Annotated in this window: 20 protein-coding genes; 3 read left to right on the top strand and 17 right to left on the bottom strand. The window is 68.3% G+C overall.

Translation table 11 applies throughout. The features are described from left to right. Window positions 1-172 precede the first annotated feature (172 nt). The gene (locus ACMV_RS20010) at window positions 173-961 is read left to right on the top strand and encodes a DUF3800 domain-containing protein (protein ID WP_013640832.1); all 789 of its coding nucleotides are present in this window, start codon (window positions 173-175) and stop codon (window positions 959-961) included. 168 nt (window positions 962-1,129) lie between these two features. Here ACMV_RS20010 and ACMV_RS13800 read toward each other — a convergent pair whose 3' ends face one another. The 7 genes from ACMV_RS13800 to ACMV_RS13830 all read right to left on the bottom strand — a co-directional run bounded on the left by ACMV_RS13800 (window position 1,130) and on the right by ACMV_RS13830 (window position 8,461). Then, on the bottom strand, window positions 1,130-1,642 hold the full coding sequence (locus tag ACMV_RS13800; protein ID WP_013640833.1) for a GNAT family N-acetyltransferase: 513 nt from the start codon (window positions 1,640-1,642) through the stop codon (window positions 1,130-1,132). Window positions 1,643-1,891: 249 nt separating this feature from the next. Continuing rightward, window positions 1,892-3,571 (bottom strand): energy-dependent translational throttle protein EttA, encoded by a 1,680-nt coding sequence (gene ettA / locus ACMV_RS13805; protein ID WP_007424154.1) that lies wholly within the window; start codon window positions 3,569-3,571, stop codon window positions 1,892-1,894. Between the two features lie 180 nt (window positions 3,572-3,751). After that, window positions 3,752-4,363 (bottom strand): hypothetical protein, encoded by a 612-nt coding sequence (locus tag ACMV_RS13810; RefSeq protein WP_012040078.1) that lies wholly within the window; start codon window positions 4,361-4,363, stop codon window positions 3,752-3,754. Window positions 4,364-4,518: 155 nt separating this feature from the next. Continuing rightward, on the bottom strand, window positions 4,519-5,490 hold the full coding sequence (locus ACMV_RS13815) for a 2-dehydropantoate 2-reductase (protein WP_013640834.1): 972 nt from the start codon (window positions 5,488-5,490) through the stop codon (window positions 4,519-4,521). Then, window positions 5,487-7,007: an acyl--CoA ligase gene (locus tag ACMV_RS13820; protein ID WP_012040080.1), complete on the bottom strand. Its 1,521-nt coding sequence runs from the start codon at window positions 7,005-7,007 to the stop codon at window positions 5,487-5,489. The genes ACMV_RS13815 and ACMV_RS13820 overlap by 4 nt, the downstream gene beginning before the upstream one ends. Window positions 7,008-7,113: 106 nt before the next feature. Then, complete coding sequence (locus ACMV_RS13825) at window positions 7,114-8,238, bottom strand: FAD-dependent oxidoreductase (RefSeq protein ID WP_013640835.1); 1,125 nt, start codon at window positions 8,236-8,238, stop codon at window positions 7,114-7,116. A 16-nt stretch (window positions 8,239-8,254) separates the two neighbouring features. Further along, window positions 8,255-8,461, bottom strand: a complete 207-nt coding sequence (locus ACMV_RS13830) for a heavy-metal-associated domain-containing protein (RefSeq protein ID WP_007423852.1) — start codon at window positions 8,459-8,461, stop codon at window positions 8,255-8,257. Between the two features lie 156 nt (window positions 8,462-8,617). Between ACMV_RS13830 and ACMV_RS13835 the strand changes: the two genes are divergently transcribed. Further along, a complete protein-coding gene (locus tag ACMV_RS13835) occupies window positions 8,618-10,855 on the top strand; it encodes a heavy metal translocating P-type ATPase (protein WP_013640836.1) in 2,238 nt (745 codons plus the stop codon). Between the two features lie 7 nt (window positions 10,856-10,862). Here the strand turns inward: ACMV_RS13835 and ACMV_RS13840 are convergent, their stop codons facing one another. From ACMV_RS13840 to hemE, 10 genes are all read right to left on the bottom strand, one after another. Beyond that, window positions 10,863-11,606 (bottom strand): SDR family oxidoreductase, encoded by a 744-nt coding sequence (locus ACMV_RS13840; protein WP_013640837.1) that lies wholly within the window; start codon window positions 11,604-11,606, stop codon window positions 10,863-10,865. A gap of 12 nt (window positions 11,607-11,618) precedes the next feature. Next, window positions 11,619-12,545 carry a dihydrodipicolinate synthase family protein gene (locus ACMV_RS13845; protein WP_013640838.1) on the bottom strand — a complete coding sequence of 309 codons (927 nt, stop codon included), beginning with the start codon at window positions 12,543-12,545 and terminating at the stop codon, window positions 11,619-11,621. Next, window positions 12,542-13,540 carry a 2-hydroxyacid dehydrogenase gene (locus ACMV_RS13850; RefSeq protein WP_013640839.1) on the bottom strand — a complete coding sequence of 333 codons (999 nt, stop codon included), beginning with the start codon at window positions 13,538-13,540 and terminating at the stop codon, window positions 12,542-12,544. The genes ACMV_RS13845 and ACMV_RS13850 overlap by 4 nt, the downstream gene beginning before the upstream one ends. Further along, window positions 13,537-15,240 carry an IlvD/Edd family dehydratase gene (locus ACMV_RS13855; RefSeq protein WP_013640840.1) on the bottom strand — a complete coding sequence of 568 codons (1,704 nt, stop codon included), beginning with the start codon at window positions 15,238-15,240 and terminating at the stop codon, window positions 13,537-13,539. Before ACMV_RS13855 ends, ACMV_RS13850 begins: the two co-directional genes overlap by 4 nt. A 2-nt stretch (window positions 15,241-15,242) precedes the next feature. After that, window positions 15,243-15,965: a ribonuclease activity regulator RraA gene (locus ACMV_RS13860; RefSeq protein ID WP_012040085.1), complete on the bottom strand. Its 723-nt coding sequence runs from the start codon at window positions 15,963-15,965 to the stop codon at window positions 15,243-15,245. Window positions 15,966-16,110: 145 nt separating this feature from the next. Continuing rightward, window positions 16,111-16,269: a hypothetical protein gene (locus tag ACMV_RS21235; protein WP_013640841.1), complete on the bottom strand. Its 159-nt coding sequence runs from the start codon at window positions 16,267-16,269 to the stop codon at window positions 16,111-16,113. Between the two features lie 97 nt (window positions 16,270-16,366). Next, a complete protein-coding gene (gene hemJ / locus ACMV_RS13865; RefSeq protein WP_007422351.1) occupies window positions 16,367-16,816 on the bottom strand; it encodes a protoporphyrinogen oxidase HemJ in 450 nt (149 codons plus the stop codon). Beyond that, window positions 16,813-17,505: an HAD family hydrolase gene (locus ACMV_RS13870; RefSeq protein ID WP_013640842.1), complete on the bottom strand. Its 693-nt coding sequence runs from the start codon at window positions 17,503-17,505 to the stop codon at window positions 16,813-16,815. Before ACMV_RS13870 ends, hemJ begins: the two co-directional genes overlap by 4 nt. After that, window positions 17,502-18,590: a ferrochelatase gene (hemH, locus tag ACMV_RS13875; protein ID WP_007422353.1), complete on the bottom strand. Its 1,089-nt coding sequence runs from the start codon at window positions 18,588-18,590 to the stop codon at window positions 17,502-17,504. The genes ACMV_RS13870 and hemH overlap by 4 nt, the downstream gene beginning before the upstream one ends. A 5-nt stretch (window positions 18,591-18,595) precedes the next feature. Further along, window positions 18,596-19,672: a uroporphyrinogen decarboxylase gene (hemE, locus tag ACMV_RS13880; protein WP_013640843.1), complete on the bottom strand. Its 1,077-nt coding sequence runs from the start codon at window positions 19,670-19,672 to the stop codon at window positions 18,596-18,598. A 280-nt stretch (window positions 19,673-19,952) separates the two neighbouring features. Between hemE and ACMV_RS13885 the strand changes: the two genes are divergently transcribed. Further along, window positions 19,953-20,819, top strand: a complete 867-nt coding sequence (locus tag ACMV_RS13885) for a pyruvate, water dikinase regulatory protein (protein ID WP_007422355.1) — start codon at window positions 19,953-19,955, stop codon at window positions 20,817-20,819. Window positions 20,820-20,837 lie beyond the last annotated feature (18 nt).

Below are 20,837 nucleotides of genomic sequence, written 5' to 3' on the forward strand. Positions count from 1 at the left end.
GGGGTCTTGCGCCGCGCAGGCAACAACGGCGTTGGCCTCAGGATTGATCTTGCTGTTTTTCGATTATGATGTTTTACTGATTGAAAATATTCAGGCACCACAACCATAAAATCGATATCAAAGTGCAAGACAACTTTTTTGAAAAACGTAGTGCGTTAGTAGTTCGCTTACAATGAATCGATGCCGTCTCTTCATCGATGAGGTAGGAAACGACGATCTTAAGCCGTCGTCGCACGACGAGAATCAGAGGTATCTGAGTCTGACGTCTCTCCTTACGAGGATCGACCTTTATGAAAGCCGATTTATTCCTCGTTTAGCCGATTTTAAAACAAGCATTTTTGGTAATGGATCGGACGCTATAGTACTACATCGTCGCGAAATTTTACGCCGCGAAAAGGACTTCATTATTCTAAATGACGATGCATTGCGAAACCGCTTTGATGCTGAAATGCTCATTTTACTTCGTCAGCTTCCATATCTTATATCAACTGTAGTTATAGATAAATTCGAATATGTGAAAACGCGCGGTGAATGGCTATTTCATCCATATCATTATTGCTTAAAGACTCTTGTTGAGCGGTATGTTCTTTGGATGAGGCGTAATGAGCATGTCGGGGATGTTGTTATTGAGCAAAGGTATCCGAAAGCAGACAAGCAAGTAAAAGTTGCTTTTCAAAATATATACGAACAAGGCACGGAGCACATACCAGCCAAAATTGTGCAAAAACACCTTACTTCAAAAGAAATTAAATTCGTTTCAAAAAAAGAGAATTGTCCAGCGATGCAAATCGTAGATTTAATCGCCTATCCTAGCTTTAAAGCTTTGAAATATGAGCAAAAAGGCGATCAATTACCAAATGATTATGGAAAAAAGATCGTCGATATTTTAGAGGGATGGAAATATGCCCGTCATCCGACGACTTTCAACAAGGAAGGATGGGGCAAAAAATGGCTTCCGTAAAAGCAACGGGGGCCTAAAGCCCCCGCCGATCGCGTTCACGATCTCCCTCCAACCGAAATTGGATTATTCCTCTTATACCTCATTCAAACGAATCGATCAACCTTTTTTCCAACTCAGATTTTTAGAAATTTGTCAATATTCTCTTGATCAATAGCCGAAACACGTCATCTAACTCGCACTCTCATACACCAGCATCTGCACGCCGTTGCGGAGAAAAGAATCGGATTCGGTCATGCCGATGGCGCCGAGGACGGTGCGGGAGGCGAAATTGTCGGCGCGGGCGACGGCGATGATGCGGGGCAGATGGGCGCGGTCGTGGCCGTAGCGGAGGGCGGCGCTGGCGGCTTCGCGGGCGAGGCCGGCACCGCGGACTTCGGGCCATAGGGCGAAGCGGAGGGCAATGCCGCGGCCGTCCGGGCGGTCGGCGAGGCCGGTGATGCCGAGGAAGGCGTTGGTGGACTGGCCGCGGATGGTCCAGATTCCGAAGCCTTGCGCGCCCCAGGCGGCGATGTCTTCCGCCAGTTCCGCCGTGGCCTGCTCGGCGGTGCGGACGCCGCCGAGCATCATGGCGAAGGCGCGGGGGTCGGTTTTCAGGGCGACCAGGTCGTCGCGGTCCGCCCAGTTCACCGGCTCCAGTCGCAGCCGCGCCGTGGTGACGCGCCAGGCGGGGTTGGCGGTCATGGAGATGGCGGGGCCTTGCCCCGGACCCCATCAGGGGCGCCGCCCCTGAACCCCGCCAAAGGCGGAGCCTTTGGAATCCATTCGTTTTGGTTTTGGGGAGGGCATCCGGGCAATTGCCTTGGTAAAGGCAGGGACACGCCCTCCCCAAAACCAAAACGCGAGCGCGGTTCCAAGGGCTCAGCCCTTGGCGGGGGTGCAGGGGGTGGAACCCCCTGCGTGGGCCCGGAACCAAGACCCTGCATCCGCTGGCTACCGGGTGAGGGGGCGGTATTTGATGCGGTGGGGTTCGGTGGCGTCGGCGCCGAGGCGGCGTCGTTTGTCTTCCTCGTAGTCCTGGAAGTTGCCCTGGAACCATTCGACGTGACTGTCGCCCTCGAAGGCGAGGATGTGGGTGGCGAGGCGGTCGAGGAACCAGCGGTCGTGCGAGATGATGACGGCGCAGCCGGCGAATTCGGCGAGGGCTTCTTCCAGGGCGCGGAGGGTGTCGACGTCAAGATCATTTGTTGGCTCGTCCAACAAGATGACGTTGTGTTCGCCCTTGAGCATTTTGGCGAGGTGGACGCGGTTGCGTTCGCCGCCGGAGAGGATGCCGACCTTCTTCTGCTGGTCGGAGCCCTTGAAGTTGAAGGCGCCGACATAGGCGCGGGAGGCGACGGTGCGCTTGCCGAGGTGGATGACGTCGGTGCCGCCGGAGATTTCCTCCCAGACGGTCTTGTTGTCGTCGAGGCTGTCGCGCGACTGGTCGACATAGCCGAGTTTCACGGTGTCGCCGACGGTGAAGGTGCCGGCGTCGGGTTTTTCGACGCCGGTGATCATCTTGAAGAGGGTGGACTTGCCGGCGCCGTTGGGGCCGATGACGCCGACGATGCCGCCGGGGGGGAGCTTGAAGGAGAGGCCGTCGATCAGGAGGTTGTCGCCGAAGCCCTTGCGGAGGTCCTGGGCCTCGATGACGGTGCCGCCGAGGCGCGGGCCGGGGGGGATGACGATTTCGGCGACGCCGGAGACCTGCTCGGTCGATTTGGCGAGCATTTCCTCGTAGCGGCTGATGCGGGCCTGGTTTTTCGCCTGGCGGGCCTTGGGGGAGGCGCCGATCCATTCGCGCTCTTCCTTGAGGGCGCGCTGGCGGGCGGATTCCTCCTTTTCCTCCTGGGCGAGGCGCTTCTGCTTTTGCTCCAGCCAGGAGGTGTAGTTGCCCTCGAACGGGTAGCCGCGGCCGCGTTCGAGTTCGAGGATCCAGTTGGTGACGTTTTCGAGGAAGTAGCGGTCGTGGGTGACGAGGATGACGGTGCCGGCGTAGGCGCGCAGGGTCTTTTCGAGCCAGGCGACGGATTCGGCGTCGAGATGGTTGGTGGGTTCGTCGAGGAGCAGGAGGTCGGGCTTCTCGAGGAGGAGGCGGCAGAGGGCGACGCGGCGGCGCTCGCCGCCGGAGAGGTTGGTGACGGGGCTGTCGGCCGGGGGGCAGCGGAGGGCGTCGAGCGCGATGTCGATCTGGCGGTCGAGCTCCCAGCCGTCGCCGGCGTCGATCTTCTCCTGGAGGGTGGCCTGTTCGGCGAGAAGGGCGTTCATCTTCTCGTCGTCCATCGGCTCCATGAAGGCTTCGGAGATCTCGTTGAAGCGGGCGAGGGCGGCGCGCATGTCGGCGAAGGCGAGGGCGACGTTCTCGCCGACGGTGAGGGTCGGGTCGAGATGCGGTTCCTGCGGGAGGTAGCCGACGCGCACGCCCTCGGCGGCCCAGGCCTCGCCGCCGAATTCCTTCTCGATGCCGGCCATGATCTTGAGCAGGGTGGATTTGCCGGCGCCGTTGACGCCGAGGACGCCGATCTTGACGCCGGGGAGGAAGGAGAGGGTGATGCCCTTGAAGACCTCGCGGCCGCCGGGGAAGGCCTTGGTGAGGTCTTTCATCACGTAGACGTACTGGTAGCTGGCCATCGGGAGTTCCTGTGCGCGTGCGGAGTTTGCAGCCCGTATAGGTGGGGGGCGGCGCGCGGGCAACCGAGGGCGGGTTTTTGGGGCGTGGAATGAGGAACGGCCGGAGCAAAAACTCCGGAGCGGAATGAAGAACGGCCGGAGCAGAACTCCGGCCGTGTGCTCAGGCGTTGGGCGTGCGGGTCAGATGTAGACGTGCCAGCCGAGCGAGAGGTTCAGCACGATGCCGTAGGTGAGATACATCAGCAGCAGGCCGGTGAGGATGTGCACGAGGCCGAGGGCCTTGCGGCTGAGCGGCATGAACAGGTCGAAGCAGTAGAAGAATTCGAAGAAATACACCGCCATCAGGCCGGCGAAGAGCAGCGTCACCGGGCCGTCGCCGGCGGTCTTGAAGACGATGAGGCCGAGCAGGGCGACGAGGAAGAAGGCGACGCTCATGAAGCCGTTCGGCACGATCGAGCCGCCGCGCATGCGGCTGAGGCCCATCGCCAGCCAGTGGATGCCGAAGACGGTGGTTTCGATGCCGGCGGCGTAGAGCGGGGTGGATTTCGCGCCGACGCCGAAGACGTTGAACCAGGTCAGGCCGACCAGGATGTAGGTGCCGCAGAGGAATTGCAGCATGCCGGGCATCCAGAAGCCCCACCAGCCGTTGGTGAGTTCGCTGGACTCGGATTTCGCCGGGAAGCCGAAGAGTTCCTGCGGGCCGAAGATGAGGTAGCCGGTGCCGAGGCCGAAGAAGGCGAGGCCGAGGGGCACGTAAGCGGATTGCGTGAGCGCGAATGATGTTGGGGTCACTGGGCGTCTCTCTATTGTTTGATTGAGCCCGCGCCGGCGGTGGGCGCGACGCGGGCGGGTCCGACGACTGTTCGGCGCCGAAGGTTTAATATTCGAGACGGATTACCAGATCGCCACTTCGTGCGTTCACTTATGCGTAATTCACGCGAGCGTGATCAGACGCCCGCGATTCTGGCACGCTGGCGCACGAGGGCGAGGACCGAGGCGGAGATCGGCGCCGGGATATCGACCCAGCCGGCCATCTCGACCACGGCGCCGAGCAGCGCCTCGATCTCGATCGGGCGGCCGCGCTCGAGGTCCTGGAGCATGGAGGTCTTGTGCGCGCCGACCTCGGCCGCGCCGTCGATCCGCTTTTCGACATCGATGGCGAAGCGGACGCCGAGCGCCTCGGCGATGGCCGCGCCTTCCAGCATCATCGACCGGGCGAGGGCGCGGGTGCCGGGATCGGAGGTGATGACGTCGAGTGTCGCACCGGTCAGCGCGCTGATAGGGTTGAAGGCCATGTTGCCCCAGAGCTTCACCCAGATGTCGTCGCGGATGCGGGGACGGACGGGCGCCTTGAGGCCGGCGTCGATCATGAGGCGGCTGATCAGGGCGGCGCGCTCGGTGCGGGCGCCGTCCGGCTCGCCGAGGATGAAGCGGTCGCCATAGGTGTGGTTGACCACGCCGGGCTCGACGATCTCGGCGGCGGGATAGACGATGCAGCCGAGCGTCTGCGCCGGCGGCAGCGCGGCCCAGACCGCGCCCTCGGGATCGACCGCCTTGATGCGCCGGTCGGTGAAGGGGGCGGGCAGGCCGTAGGTGTACCACCAGGGGATCCCGTTGATCGCGGCGATGATGGTGGTCCGCGGGCCGATCAGGTGGCGGAGCTGCGGCAAGGCGGGCTCGATGCCCTGGGCCTTGAGGGTGACGAGAACGTAATCCTGCGGGCCGAGCTCGGCGGCATCGGCCACGCGGGGGCGGGTGAGGATTCTTTCTCCGCCGGAGAGGAGCAGAAGCCCGTTGGCCTCGATGGCGGCGCGGTGCGGGCCGCGGGCGACGATCGAGACATCGGTGCCGGCGGCTTGCAGGCGGGCGGCGACGAGGCCGCCGATGGCCCCGGCGCCGAAGACGCAGACGCTGGTCATGCCTCGATCCCGAGGCGGGACGCGAGGCCGACGCGCTGGACCTTGCCGGTCGGGCCCTTGGGGATCGCCTCCATGATCAGGATGCGGCGGGGCACCTTGAAGGCGGCAAGGCGGCCGGCGGCGAAATCGCGGATCGCCTGCGGGTCGGGCGCGGTGCCGGCGCGGGGGACGACGATGGCGCCCACCTCCTCGCCCAGCTTGTCGTGCGGGATGGCGAAGGTGCAGACCTCGGCGATGTCCGGATGGTCGAGCAGGGCGACATCGACCTCCAGCGGGCTGATCTTCTCGCCGCCGCGGTTGATCTGCTCCTTGAGCCGGCCGGTGAGGAAGAGATAGCCCTCTGCGTCGAGCATGCCCTGGTCGCCGGTGCGGAACCAGCCATTGGTGAAGGCCTTGGCGTTGGCCTCGGGGTTGGCGGCGTAGCCGGCGGTGACGTTGGGGCCGCGGATGACGACCTCGCCGGTTTCGCCCTGCGGCAGCAGCGTGCCGTCATCGTCCATGATGGCGATTTCGGGGCCGGCGGCGATGCCGACCGAGCCGGCCTTGCGGGCGCGCGGCGGCAGCGGGTTGGAGGCCATCTGGTGCGCCGCCTCGGTCATGCCGTAGGCCTCGATCACCGGGGCGCCGAATTTCTGCTCCAGCGCCGCCATCACCTGCGGCGGCAGCGAGGCGGAGGAGGAGCGGATGAAGCGCAGATTGGCGAGCGCCCTGACCGCGTCGTCCTCGGGGGCGCGGAGCAGGATCGCCTGGTGCATGGTCGGCACCGCCGTGTACCAGGTGGGGTTTTCCTCCTCGAGCCAGGAGAAGAAGCGGAAGGCGTTGAAGCCCGGCGTGCAGCAGACGGCGCCGCCGGCGCGCAGCGAGGCGAGGGTGGCCGCGATCAGCCCGTGGATGTGGAACAGCGGCATCACGTTGAGGCAGAGATCGTCCGGCGCGAGCGCCAGGCTGGCGGCGATGTGCCGCGCCGAGGCGGCGAGGTTCTTGCTCCGCAGCGGGACGATCTTGGGCCGCGCGGTGGTGCCGGAGGTGTGCAGGACCAGCGCCTCGTCCTCGGGCTCGGCCGGGCCGGGGTTGGCGGCGGGGGTTTCGGGCAGGGCGGAGACGTCGAGCGTGAAGGCGCCGGCCGGAGCGGACTCGTCCTCGGCGAGGTCGAGCAGGGGGATGCCGAGTTTGGCGGCGACGCCGCGCACCGGGCTGTCGGCGCCGGCGGCGACGATGACGGCGCGGGGCTTCAGGTCGTCGAGATAGAATTCGAATTCCTGGTCCTTGTAGGCGGGGTTGAGCGGGGCGGCGCAGCACATCGCGGCGATGGCGGCGAAGGCGGTGGCGGCGGCGGGGCCGTTGGGCAGGACGATGGCCACACGGTCGCCGCGGCCGATGCCGCGGGCGTTCAGGGCGGCGCGCACCTCCTCCGCCAGCGCGGCGAGGGCGGGGCCGGACAGCGGCGCGCGGCCGGGCGCGGCGATGGCGCGGGCGCCTGCATGGGCGCGCAGGATGTCGTGAACCGTTTCGCTCATGTCTGGCTTTCCGCCTCCTTGCGATGTTCCTGGACCGCGACGTCTCTGGCGCGGATCGGGCGGCGGAGCAAGGGGCGGAATGGCGGGCGGGGGCGCGGAAAGCCGGTCAGGGCGTGGAAAAGCGGGCGATGAAGCGGCGGTCGATCCGGTCCTTCCAGCGGCGGACCCAGGCGCCGGAAAAGACGATGCCGTTGCGGGTGCCGATCGCGTGGTCCGGCCCGGTGGCGAGCAGGTAGAGGGCGGCGCGCTGCGGGCGGAACGGGCGGAGCGGCCGGCCATCGACATGGCGGCGGAGATTCTCCGCCAGGACCGGGCCCTGGCGGACCGCGTAAAGCCCGGATTTCGGCACCTTCATGCCGCCGAACCCGGCGATGTCGCCGGCGGCGAAGACATTCTCGTGCGAGATGGAGCGCAGCGTGGGGGCGACGGCGACGAAGCCCTTCGCGTCGGTGGCGAGGCCGCCGCCGCGCAGCCAGGACGGGGCGGCGGCGCCGCTGGCCCAGAGCGAGACGTCGGCTTCGATCCGGGAGCCGTCATCGAGCGGGATCGCGCCGTCCTTCGGCGCGCCGGCGAGGCCGGACGGGCCGACCTCGATGCCGCGGGCGGCGAACAGGGCGCGGACCTGGCGGGCGACGCCGGCGGGCAGGGTCGGCAGCAGGCCGAACGGGCCGGGCAGCAGGACGAAGGACAGCGTCGCCGGGTCGGCGCCGGCTTCGGCGCGGCGGGCGCGCAGCCGGGTTTCGAGCGCGAAGACCAGTTCCACCCCCGCCGCGCCGCCGCCGACCACGGCGATGCGGAACGGCGCGGGGCGCGCGGCCGCCTCGTCGAGCGGGGCGAGGCGGGCGAGCAGCTCGTCCGCCGGGCGGACGGGCAGCGCCTGCGGCGCGTCGGGCGTGGCCGGCGGGGCGCCGACATCGAGCACCAGCAGGTCGTAATCGACCGGATCGCCGCCATCGCGGAAGACGCGGCGGCGGCCGGCATCGACGAAGCTCGCGCGGTCGACGCAGAGGGCGGCGCCGGCGGCGCGGGCGAGGCCGGCCGTGTCGATCGTCCCCGCCGCCGGATCGGCATGGCCGGCGACGATGCCGGGCAGCATTCCCGAATACCGGAGCGCGGGCGAAGGCGTGAGCACGGTCAGCCGCAGGCCGGCCACCGGCGCCAGCGCGAAGCTGCGCAGCACCTCGATGCTGGCATGGCCGGCGCCGACGAGAAGAAGGTGACGGACGGGCAAGCGCCGGGCTCCGGGTTCAGGGTGACGATGTCACCTTGTAGCCCTCTTCCTCGATCGCGGCGACAAGGGCGGGCTGCTCCTGCGCCGCGGCGGCGGGAATCCGCACCTTGCCGGTTTCGAGATCGACCGCGACCTCGGCGCCGGGATGGACGGTGCGCACCGCCTCGGTGACGGCGCGGACGCAATGCTGGCAGGTCATGCCCTCTACATTGAGCTCGATCATGGTTCGCTCCTTTTCATGCGATGCATGATGCAAATGGCGATTGCCCACGGGGAAAGGTCAAGGCCGGCGGATGGGGGCAGGGATGCGCGGCGCGGGGGGCGCGGGTTTGACCTTCCCACGATGGCAAACCCATATGCTGCGGCGAAGGAGCTTGCCATGGACCAGATCAGCGGCGCGGCGACGCGCCAGGACAGCGCGGCGGACACGGTGATCGACCTTTCGGTCGGCGGGATGACCTGCGCCTCGTGCGTGGCGCGGGTGGAGCGGGCGGCGCGGAAGGTGCCGGGGGTGGCGGCGGCGTCGGTCAACCTCGCCAACGAGCGGGCGCGGATCTCCGGCCACGGGTTCGACGCGGCGGCGGTGATCGCGGCGATCGGCAAGGCGGGATACGAGGCGCGCGCGGTGGCGGACGCGCCGGAGGCGGCCGCCGGCGAGGAGGCGCGGCGGGCGGCGGAAGGCCAGCGGGAGCTGCGGCACGTGACCGTCGCCGCCGCGCTGACCGTGCCACTGGTCGGCGCCATGGCGCTGCACATGGCGGGATCGCGCTTCATGTTGCCGGGATGGGCCGAGCTGCTGCTGGCCACACCGGTGCAGTTCTGGCTGGGCGCGCGGTTCTATCGGGCGGGATGGGCGGCGGCGCGGGCGTTCTCGGGGAACATGGACCTGCTGGTCGCCCTCGGCACCAGCGCCGCCTACGGGCTGAGCGCGGTGCTGCTGGCCGAGGCCTGGGTGACGGGGCGGGGCGCGCCGCCGCTGTATTTCGATTCGGCGGCGACGGTGACGACGCTGATCCTGTTCGGCAAGTGGCTGGAGGCGCGGGCGCGGCGGCAGACCGGGGCGGCGCTGAAGGCGCTGGAGGCGCTGCGGCCGACCACGGCGCTGGTGCGCGGGGCGGATGGCGCCGAGCGGGAGGTGCCGATCGGCCAGGTGCGGACGGGCGACCTCGTGGTGGTGCGGCCGGGCGGGCGGATTCCGGTGGACGGGACGATCGAGGCGGGGGAGTCCGCCGTCGATCTCTCGATGCTGACGGGGGAAAGCCTGCCGGTGCCGAAGGCGGCGGGCGGGCGCGTGCCGGGCGGGGCGATCAACGGCGAGGGGGTTCTGCTCGTCCGCACCGAGGCGGTGGGGGCGGAAACCACGCTCGCGAAGATCATCCGCCTGGTCGAGACCGCGCAGGCGGAGAAGGCGCCGATCCAACGGCTGGTGGACCGGGTGGCCGCGGTGTTCGTGCCGGCGGTGGTGGCGGTGGCGGCGGTGACGCTGGCGGGATGGCTGCTGGCGGGGGCGACGGTTTCGGCGGCGATCCTGAACGCGGTGGCGGTGCTGGTGATCGCCTGCCCCTGCGCGCTGGGCCTGGCGACGCCGACCGCGGTGATGGCGGGAACCGGTGTCGCGGCGCGGCACGGCATCCTGGTGAAGGACGCCGAGGCGCTGGAGGCGGCGGAGCGGGTCGATACCGTGGTGTTCGACAAGACGGGGACGCTGACGGAGGGGAAACCCTCGGTCGTGGCGGTGGCGCCGGCCGAGGGGGTTTCGGAGGCGGAACTGCTCGCGGTGATGGCAGGGGTGCAGGCGGGCAGCGAGCATCCGCTGGCGCGCGCGGTGTGCGCGCGGGCGGCGGCGGACGGGGTCGCGGCGCGGCCGGCGAGCGGGGTGACGGCGCTGCCCGGGCGGGGCGTGAGCGGAACCGTCGGGGGGATCGGAATCCTGATCGGCAGTTCGCGGTTGCTGGAGGAGCAGGGCGCTGCGCCGGGGGCGCTGGCGGAGCGGGCGACGGCGCTGGAGGAAGAGGGGCGCAGCGTGTCCTGGGTGATCGGCGAGGGGCGGGTGCTCGGGCTGGTCGCGTTCGGGGATGCGCCGAAGCGTGGCGCGCGCGAGGCGGTGGCGGCGCTGCGGGCACAGGGGCGGCGCGTGGTGCTGCTGACCGGCGACAATGCGGGCAGTGCGGCGGCGGCGGCGAGGGCCGTCGGCATCGACGAGGTGATCGCCGGGCAGTTGCCGGAGGGCAAGGCCGCGACGGTGGCGGCGCTGCGGCGGGAGGGCCGCGTGGTCGCCATGGTCGGCGACGGGGTGAACGACGCGCCCTCGCTCGCCGCGGCGGACATCGGCATGGCGATGGCGAGCGGATCGGATGTCGCGATGCACACCGCGGGGATCACGCTGATGCGCGGCGACCCGGCGCTGGTGGCGGCGGCGCTGGATGTGGCGCGGGCGACGATGCGCAAGATCCGCCAGGGGCTGTTCTGGGCCTTCGCCTATAACGTGATCGGGATTCCGCTGGCCGCGATCGGGTTCCTGAGCCCGATGGTGGCGGGGGCGGCGATGGCGGCATCGAGCGTGAGCGTGGTGACGAACGCGCTGCTGCTGCGGCGCTGGACGCCGCCGGTGAAATAACGGCGCGTCAGTAGGTGGCGCGGCCGCCGGAGATGTCGAACACCGCGCCGGTGCTGAAGGAGGCTTCGTCGGAGGCGAGGAAGCAGATGAGGGCTGCGATTTCGTCGACCGTGCCGAAGCGGTTCATCGGGATTTTCGAGAGCATGTAGTCGATGTGCTGCTGGCTCATCTGCTCGAAGATCGCGGTGCGGACGGCGGCGGGGGTGATGCAGTTCACCGTGATCGGCGTGGTGGCGAGTTCCTTGCCGAGCGACTTGGTGAGGCCGATGACGCCGGCCTTCGACGCGCTGTAGGCCGAGGCGTTGGGGTTGCCTTCCTTGCCGGCGACGGAGGCGATGTTCACGATGCGCCCGGCGTTGCGCGCGCGCATGTGCGGCACCACCGCCTTGCAGGAGAGAAAGATGCCGGTGAGGTTGACCTCGATCACCTGCCGCCAGGCATCGACCGGATAGTCCCAGGTGGTGGTGTTGGGGCCGGTGATGCCGGCGCCGGCGATGAGGATGTCGATCGCGCCATGGTCGCGCACCGCCTCGGCGGCGGCGTGTTCGAGCGCGGCGAAATCGGTGACGTCGAGCGCCTCGCCGGAGCAGGCGGGGCCGAGTTCGCGGGCCGCGGCGACGATCGCGTCACGGCTGCGATCCCACAATACCGCGTTGCCGCCCTCGGCGATGATTCGCGTGGCAGCGGCGAGGCCGATGCCGGCGGCGCCGCCGGTGATGACCGCCGTCTTGCCTTCGAAACGGTTTTTCACTTGCGGTGTCCTTCAGAAATGGGCGCGGGGATCGTGCTTCGCGAGGCGGCGGAGCAGAAAATCGATTTCGGCGCGGGCGGTTTCGGTGAGCTTGCCGGCGGGGGCGCGCTGGGCATCGTGCGCGATGGCGCCGCGCTTCTGCAGCACGTATTTCCGCGTGGCGAGGCCGACGCCCTGCTGCTGTTCGTAGCGGATCAGCGGGAGATGGGCGTCGAACAGGTCGTGCGCCTCGTCGCGCTTGCCGTCGTTCGAGAGGCGGACGACATCGGCCAGCATGTCGGGGAAGCAGTAGCCGGTCATCGCGCCGTCGGCGCCGCGCTCCATTTCGAAATCGAGAAAGAGCCCGCCATTGCCTGTGAGAATCGAAAGCGGGCGCAGGCTGCCCTCGCGCTGGAAGGCGCGCAGCGCGGAGATCTTTTCAAGCCCCGGCCAGTCCTCGTGCTTGAGCATGACGCAGGAGGGCAGGTCCATGACGATGCGGCGGATGACGGCGGGCGTCATGATCACCGAGAGGGTGAGCGGGTAGTCCTGGATCACGAACGGGATTTCGCCGCCGATCGCCTCGATCGCGTTGTGGTAATACGTCACGATCTGGTCGTCGGTGCGCAGTGAGGGCGGTGGGGCGATCATGACGCCGGCGGCGCCCGCATCCATCACCGCACGGGCGAGGTTGCGCATGGCGGCGAAACCGGGGGCGGAGACGCCGACGATGACGGGAATTTCGCACCGCCCGATGACCTGGCGGGAGATGGCTAACGCCTCGTCAGCGTCGAGCTTGGGGGCCTCGCCCATGATGCCGAGAATGGTCAGGCCGGTGGCGCCGGCGGAAAAATAGAAATCGCACATCGTGTCGATCGACTTCGTGTCGACCGCGCCGTCGGGCAGGAAGGGTGTGGGGGCGATGGGAAAGACGCCGCGTGCGGTATGATCGAGCTTCATTGTTTTGATATCGAACTATCTGTTTGTGGCGCGCGGCGCCCGGGCGCCGGTGTCTCGGCGACAGGCGTGATCGGCCCCTCGCCGCCGAACCACGCACGGACATTGCGGATCAGCAGATCCGCCATCAGGCCGCGCGTGTGATGCGTGGCGGTGCCGACATGGGGGACCAGCACGGCGTTGTCGCAGGCGAGAAGGGCTGCCGGCACGCGTGGCTCGTCCTCGAAAACATCGAGGCCGGCGGCGAGGATTTTCCGGCTGCCGAGTGCGTCGATCAACGCGGCTTCGTCGACGACCGTGCCGCGCGCGACGTTGATCAGGACGCCGTCAGGACCAAGCGCCGCGAGCACCTCGGCGTTCACCGCATGGCGCGTCGCCGGGCCGCCGGGGAGCACGACGATGAGCACGTCGACATTGGCGGCAAGTTCGACGAGCGAGGGAAAATGCGGATAGTCGAGATGGGAAACCTTGTTGCGGGAGTGATATGAAATCGACAGGTCGAAGCCGGAGAGGCGACGGGCGATGACCTGGCCGATGCGGCCCATGCCGGCGATGCCGATGCGCCGGCCGCGCAGGCTGTTGCCGAGGGGGAAGGCGTCGTGCAGCCATTTTCCCGCGCGCAGGAAACGCTCGGCCGCGGGCAGGGTGCGGATGGTGGCGAGCAGCAGGCCGACGGTGAAATCGCCCATCTCGTCGTTCAGCACGTCCGGCGTGTTGGTGACGATAACGCCGTGTTTGGCGGCGGCCACGGCATCGACCGTGTCGTAGCCGACGCCGAAATTGGCGATCAGTTCGAGGGCGGGCAGCCGGGCGATCAGCGCGGCGTCGGTCGGGCGGCGGCCGCGCGTGACGATGCCGCGGATTTCGGCGCCGTGACGCTCGATCAGCGCGTCGAGATTGGTGCCGTCGTCACGGAGGATTTCGAAGCCGGCTTCGAGGGAGTTCTCGATGACCGGCATCAGGCTGCCGAGGAACAGAAGTTTCGGGCGGTCGCTCATTCTTGTGGGCCTCCCTGCAGGAAATCGAAATCGCAGCCTTCGTCGGCCTGCAACACGGTGGTTTCGAAAAGGCGGGCGTAGCCGCGCGCAGGCGGCGGGCGCCTTGGCGTCGCGGCATGTTCGGCGGCGCGGCGCTGCCATTCGGCATCGTCGATCAGCAGGTCGAGCGTTCGCGCCGCGACGTCGAGCCGGATCGGATCGCCGGTGCGGACCAGGGCGAGCGGGCCGCCGGCCGCCGATTCCGGGGCGATGTGCAGCACGATGGTGCCGAAGGCGGTGCCGCTCATCCGCGCATCCGAGATCCGCACCATGTCCTTCACGCCGGCGCGGGCGAGCTTGCGCGGGATGGGCAGGTAGCCGGCCTCCGGCATGCCGGGCGCGCCGATGGGACCGGTATTGCGCAGGACGAGGACGGTCTCGGGTGTGACGTCCAGCTCGTCGGAATCGATTCTCGCCGCCATGTCCTCGACATTTTCAAACACGAGGGCAGGGCCGGTGTGGCTCAGCAGATGCGGCGAGGCGGCGGATTGCTTGATGACGGCGCCGCGCGGGCAGAGATTGCCGCGCAGCACGGCGAGGGCGCCGGTGGATTTCAGCGGCTTGTCCGCGCCGCGGATGACGGTCTGGCCGGGGACGATCTCGGCGGCTTCGGCGATCTCGCCGATGGTCCGGCCGCTGACGGTGGGGGACGCAGGATCGAGATGGCGCGAAAGTTCGCGCAGCAGGCGGGGGACGCCGCCGGCATGGTGGAAATGCTCCATGTAGTGATCGCCGGAGGGTTTCAGGTCGACCAGGACGGGGACGTTGCGGCCGATCTCGTCCACCGTTTCGAGTTCGATTCTTGTTCCGGCGCGGCCGGCCATGGCGGTGAGATGGATGATGCCGTTGGTCGAGCCGCCGATGGCTTGCAGGACGGTGAGGGCGTTGCGCAAGGCGGAGGGCGTGATGAGGTCGCGCGGGCGGGGCGCGCCGGCTTTCGCCAGGTCGACGATGCGCTTGCCGCTGGCCTCGGCGATGCGGCGGCGCTCGGCATGGACGGCGGGGATTGTGGCACTCATGGGGAGCGAGAAACCGAGCGCCTCGATCACGCAGGCCATGGTGCTGGCGGTACCCATCACCATGCAGGTGCCGACCGAGGGGGCGAGGCGGCCGCTGATGGTCTCGATTTCGGCGGCGTCGATCTGCCCGGCGCGGTGCATTCCCCAGAGGCGGCGGCAATCGGTGCAGGCGCCGAGCACCTCGCCCTTGTGGTGGCCGACGACCATCGGGCCGGTGGGGACGACGATGGTGGGCAGGTTGGTGCTGATCGCGCCCATGAGCTGGGCGGGGAGCGTCTTGTCGCAGCCGCCGATGACGATGACGGCGTCCATCGGCTGGGCGCGGATCATTTCCTCGGTGTCCATCGCCATCAGGTTGCGCAGGAACATCGAGGTGGGGTGCGCGAAGCTCTCGCCGATGGAGATGGTGGGGAAGACCATCGGCAGGCCGCCGGCGAGCATGACGCCGCGCTTGGCGGCCTCGATCAGGTCGGGGCTGTTGCCGTGGCAGGGGTTGTAGTCGCTGCCGGTGTTGGTGATGCCGATGATGGGGCGGTCCAGCGCATCGTCGGAATAGCCCATCGCCTTGATGAAGGCCTTGCGGAGAAAAAGCGAGAAGCCGGCATCGCCGTAGCTGGTCAGGCCCTTGCGCAAGCCCGACACGGTCAGGCCTTCCGGCTGGCGCGGAAGGCTTCGTAGCGGGCTTTGGTTTCGGCGTTGGCGGGGTAGAGGCCGGGGAGCGGCACGCCGCGGTCGATCTCGGTCATGATCCAGGCTTCCAGCGCCTCCTGCTCGATCGCCTCGGGCACCACCTCGTCGAGCAGGGCCTGGGGGATGACCACGGCGCCGTCGTCATCGACCACGATCACGTCGTTCGGGAAGACGGCGACGCCGCCGCAGGCGATGGGCTGCTGCCAGGCGACGAAGGTGAGGCCGGCGACCGAGGGCGGGGCGGCGGCGCCGCGGCACCAGACCGGCAGGCCGGTGCCGAGCACGCCGGCGAGATCGCGCATCACCCCGTCGGTGACGAGGCCGGCGACGCCGCGCTTGCCCATGCGGGCGCAGAGAATGTCGCCGAAAATGCCGGCATCGGTGATGCCCATCGCATCCGCGACGGCGATGCAGCCTTCGGGCATCGCCTCGATCGCGGCGCGGGTGGAGATGGGCGAGGCCCAGGAGGCGGGGGTGGCGAGATCCTCGCGGGCGGGGACGAAGCGCAGCGTGAAGGCGCGGCCGACCTTGCGGCCCTGGCCGGGGGCGAGCGGCGCCGTGCCGCGCAGCCAGACATTGCGCAGGCCCTTCTTGAGCAGGACGGTCGTCAGCGTCGCGGTCGAGACCGAAAGCAGGGCCGTGCGGATTGCCTCGTCGAGCGGTGCGCTTTCGGTCATCGTTATCCCCCTTTTGTCGTGTTCCGACGGCGCCCTGGGGCGCCATCCGGTCGGTTGTATATGAGGGACACGACGGGCCGCAAGGCGGCCACCTTGCGGCAGGCGGGATGCCTGCCATGATCAGGCCCGGGACGGGCTCAGTTCATCAGCGGTCGTCGTCGTCGTGATGCCAGCCGCCGTGATAGTAGCCGCCGCCGTAATAGCCGGGGCCGCCATAGGGGTAGTAGACGCAGCCGGCGAGCGCGGTGGCGAGACCGGTCAGCGCGAGGGCCAGAACGACGGCCCTGAGGGCGGATTGTTTCATGTCTCTTCCTCCATCCTTGCGGATCGGGGAGATATGACGCGCGAAAACCGGTGTTTCGATGACCGGAATGTGGCGGTGATGTGGAACCTGCGCCGGCTCAGGGCTTCACGAAGACCATGATGACGATCACGATCATCAGGATGGTCGGGACTTCGTTGGCGATGCGGTAGAAACGCTCGGGCTTCGTGTTGGCGTCGTTGAGGAAGTTCTTCCGCCATTTGGAGAGCGCGCCGTGGAAGCCGCTCATCAGGATGACGGAGATGAATTTCGTCCACCACCAGCCGGCCGACCAGGAGATGGCGCCGGGGGTGAGGATGAGCAGGATGCCGAAGGTCCAGGACGAGATCATCGCCGGGGTGGCGATCTGCTTGAGCAGGCGGCGTTCCATCACCTTGAAGCGGGCGGATTCGGCCGAGCCGGGGGCGAGCTGGCAGTGATAGACATAGAGGCGCGGCAGGTAGAACAGCGCCGCCATCCAGGCGATGACCGACATCACGTGGAAGGCGAGTTCCCAGCGGTAGAACGGCGCGAGGGCGGCGATGGTCATGCTTTTGCTCCGATCGCGGCGGCGAGGGCGACGAGGTCGCGCAGTTCGTGGTGGCCGCTTATGACCCGTTCGGCGCCGGCGGCGAGAAGAGGCTCGCCGTTGCCGTGCGGAGCAAAACCGTAGCAGGTCATGCCGGCGGCGATGGCGCCGGCGATGCCGGTGACGCTGTCCTCGATCACGAGGCAGGTTTCGGGGGCGGCGGGCAGCGAACGCGCGGCGGCGAGGAAGACGTCCGGCGCGGGTTTCGGGCGGCCGCCCTCGGGGAACAGGCGCGGGGCGGAAAAGGTGCGGCCGGCGACGAGGTCGAGCCAGCCGGTGCGGCCGAATTTCGCGTCCATCTCCACATCGGCCGAGTTGGAGGCGATGCGCCAGGGCTGGCCGACGGCATCGAAATGCTCGAGGATCTCGCGCGCGCCGGGAATGGGTTCGGCGTGACGCTCCATCGCGGCGACGATGCGGGCGACCAGCATCGCGTTCCAGTCAGGCGGCAGGGGACGGCCGAGATCGTCCTCGATCATCGGGCGCATGGCGCGCAGCGAGACGCCGACGAAGCGGGCCATCGCCGCTTCCGGCGTGACCGGCAGGCCGAGCTCGGTCATCGATTCGGCGATGACCGCGGCGGAGACGCGCTCGCTGTCGATCAGGACGCCGTCGCAGTCGAAGATGACGAGGCCGAAAGTGCGTTTCATGCAGCCACGACTGCCCGATAGCGGGCCCAGGGGCAATCCCGGTTGCGGGCATCGCAGGCCCGCCCGCCGCGATGCGAGCAGAGGCCCGGGCCGTGGGCGACGGCGCGGCGGGCGATGCCGGCCAGGGCGGCGATGAAGGCGGGGTCGTCGTTCTGCGCCGGGGCCCGGTAATAGCCGGGCAGTTTCAGGTGGTCGGCCACCTCGCGGTATTCGACGTCGAGCTCGACCAGCGTCTCGATATGCTCGGAGACGAAGGCGATGGGGATGACGACGACGGCGGTATTGTCGCGCGCGGCCTGTTCGATCGCCTGCTCGGTCGAGGGTTCGAGCCATTTCTGCGGGGTGGCGCGGGACTGGTAGCAGACCTGATGGTCCGGGCGGTGGCCGAGGCGGCGCTCGATCGCCGCCATCACCGCCTCGGTGCAGGCCTCGACCTCCTCCTGGTAGGGGTCGCCGGCCTTGACGATGGATTCCGGCAGGCCGTGGGCGGAGAAGAGCAGGCGGATTTTCGCGCCGGCCCCGAGTTCGGCGCGGGCCGTTTCGTAGGTGCGGATGACCGGCTCGGCGGTGGCGGCGGCGAAGGCGGGATCGTCATACCAGCAGCAGAGCGTGGTGGTCGGCGCGACGAGGCCGGCGCGGGCGGCGGAATCGTGCCAGTCCGCGAGCGAGCTGCCGGTCGTGGTGGTGGAAAATTGCGGGTAGAGCGGGAGCAGAAGGATGCGCTCGGGGTTCCAGGCCTTCACCTCGCGGGCGACGTCGCGCGCGAAAGGGTGCCAGTAGCGCATCGCGATGAAGCATTTCGCGCCGGGCAGGGCGGATTCCAGCGCGTCCGCCTGCTGGCGGGTGAGGTCGAGCAGGGGGGATTTGCCGCCCATCAGCGCATAGCCCTCCTCGGCCTTTTTCTGGGCGGAGCGGGCGATCAGCCGGGCCAGCCAGAAGCGGACGAAGACCGGGGCGCGGATGATCGCCGGGTCCGAGAAGAGGTTGACGCGGAAGGGCTTGATCGAGTCCGGACCGTCCGGACCGCCGAGGTTGAACAGGACGATGGCGGTGCGGACGGGCAGGACGGGTTCGGAATCGTTCATGGCGCTCAGGTGGCGGCGAGGGCGGATTCCTCAAGCTCGCCGGGTTCCAGCGAGCGGAGGCGTTCGATCACCGCGGCGACGTGCTCGGGCGGGGTGTCCGGCACGATGCCGTGGCCGAGATTGAAGATATGCGGATGGCCTGCGAGCCCGCGGGCGATCCGCTCCACCGCCTGGCCGAGCGAGATGCCGCCGGCGCGCAGCAGCAGCGGGTCGAGATTGCCCTGGAAGGCGACGCGGCGTGGGGCGAGCCGGGCGAGGGCGACGGGATCGACCGAAGTGTCCATCCCGACGGCGTCGACGCCGGTATCGGCGATGTAGGGCAGCGTCATCAGCCCGCCGAGGCGCGGGAAGCCGATGACCTTCACGCCCGGATGGCGGACGCGCAGCTGTTCGACGATGCGCGCCGTGGGGTGGATGACATGGGCGCGGAACAGATCGGGCGGCAGCAGCCCGGCCCAGGAATCGAACAGCATCACGCAGTCGGCCCCGGCTTCGATCTGCCAGGAGAGGTAGTCGATCGTCGCGGTGGTGACGGTTTCGATCACCGCGGCGAGCAGGGCGGGATCGGCGTAGGCGACCTCGCGGGTCAGCGGGAAATCGCCGCCGCGGCCGTCGATCATGTAGCAGGCGACGGTGAAGGGGCTGCCGGCGAAGCCGATCAGCGTCGTCTCCGGCGGCAGTTCGGCGCGGACGCGGGAGACGGTTTCCATCACCGGCTCGGTGCCCTGGCGCAGGGCGGCGGGATCGAGCGCCTCGAGGCCGGCGAGACCGTCGATCCGTTCGAGGCGGGGGCCCTCGCCCTCGGCGAAGCGGAGTTTCTGGCCCAGCGCCCAGGGCAGGATCAGGATGTCGCTGAACAGGATCGCCGCGTCCATGCCGAAGCGGCGGACGGGTTGCAGCGTCACCTCCGTCGCGAGCGGGGGGGTGGTGCACAGGGCGATGAAGTTGCCCGCCTTTTCCCTGAGCTTGCGATACTCGGGCAGGTAGCGGCCCGCCTGGCGCATCAGCCAGACCGGCGGCGGCCAGACCGCCTCTCCCCCGAGCACCCTGAGAACCGGTTTTTCAGCGCGTTGTCCCGTCATGCGACCTGCCTAGCTTCAATTCGTCTTATAGGAAAGGACGGGGGGAGTAGTGTTAGCTGTGAACTCTGGGGAACCCCGCAATCCGGTTTTTTCTGCACAGAGTTTTCCACAGCAAAACTCGGCCTGCAATCTGCTGATTCTGCATCAAACCCCCGGTTTTTCCACATATGCGGGGGATGCCCGGGAAATTCATCCACCGCTCGCCTCGGTGTGAAATTCATCCACGCTTTCCACCGCGGGCGGTTTCGCGGCCCGAGTTATCCACGCTATGAGACCATGCATGGACGGCAAGCGGCTCAATCTCCACCTGGTTTCCGACGCCACCGGCGACACGCTGAACGCGGTGGCGCGGGCGGCCTCGGTGCAGTTCGAGGGTTCGGACATCCATCTGCACCGCTGGAGCCTGATCCGCTCGCGGCTGCAGCTGCACCGGGTGCTGGAGGGGATCGAGGCGGAGCGCGGCCCGGTGCTGTGCAGCCTGCTCGACCAGGCGCTGCGCCACGAGCTGGACGAGGCCTGCCAGCGGCTGGGCCTGCGCATCCTGCACGTGCTCGACCCGGTGTTCGACCTGCTGGCCGAGGAGCTGGGGACGCCGACGCGGCCGACCCCGGGGCGGCAATACGTGCTGGATGCCGATTATTTCCGCCGGATCGACGCGATGCATTTCGTGCTCTCGCACGATGACGGCCAGGCGCTGCGCGGGCTGGCGGAGGCGGATGTGATCCTGGTCGGCGTCTCGCGCTCGTCGAAGACGCCGACCTCGTTCTACCTCGCCAATCGCGGCATCAAGGCGGCGAACGTGCCGATGGTGCCGGGGATCGAGCTGCCGGGCGTGCTGGACGATCCGCCCTGCCCGGTGGTCGGCCTGTTCATCGACGCCGAGCCGCTGATCGAGATCCGCCGGCACCGGCTCACCCTGCTCGGCCAGGGCGGCGGGGCGGCGGGGGCGTTCCGGCCGGACAGCGGCGACTATGTCGACGAGGAGGCGGTGAAGGCGGAGCTGCTCTGGGCGCGGCGGACCTGTAGCGCGCGCGGCTGGCCGACGGTGAACGTCACCCGCCGCTCGATCGAGGAGACGGCGGCGGCGGTGCTCAAGCTGATGGACGCCTGGCACGAGCGGCGCCGGCGGACGGCGACGTCCGCCTGACCTGATCGCGGACGGCGA

The organism is Acidiphilium multivorum AIU301 (assembly GCF_000202835.1).
In the GTDB taxonomy this organism is placed as follows: Bacteria; Pseudomonadota; Alphaproteobacteria; order Acetobacterales; family Acetobacteraceae; genus Acidiphilium; species Acidiphilium multivorum.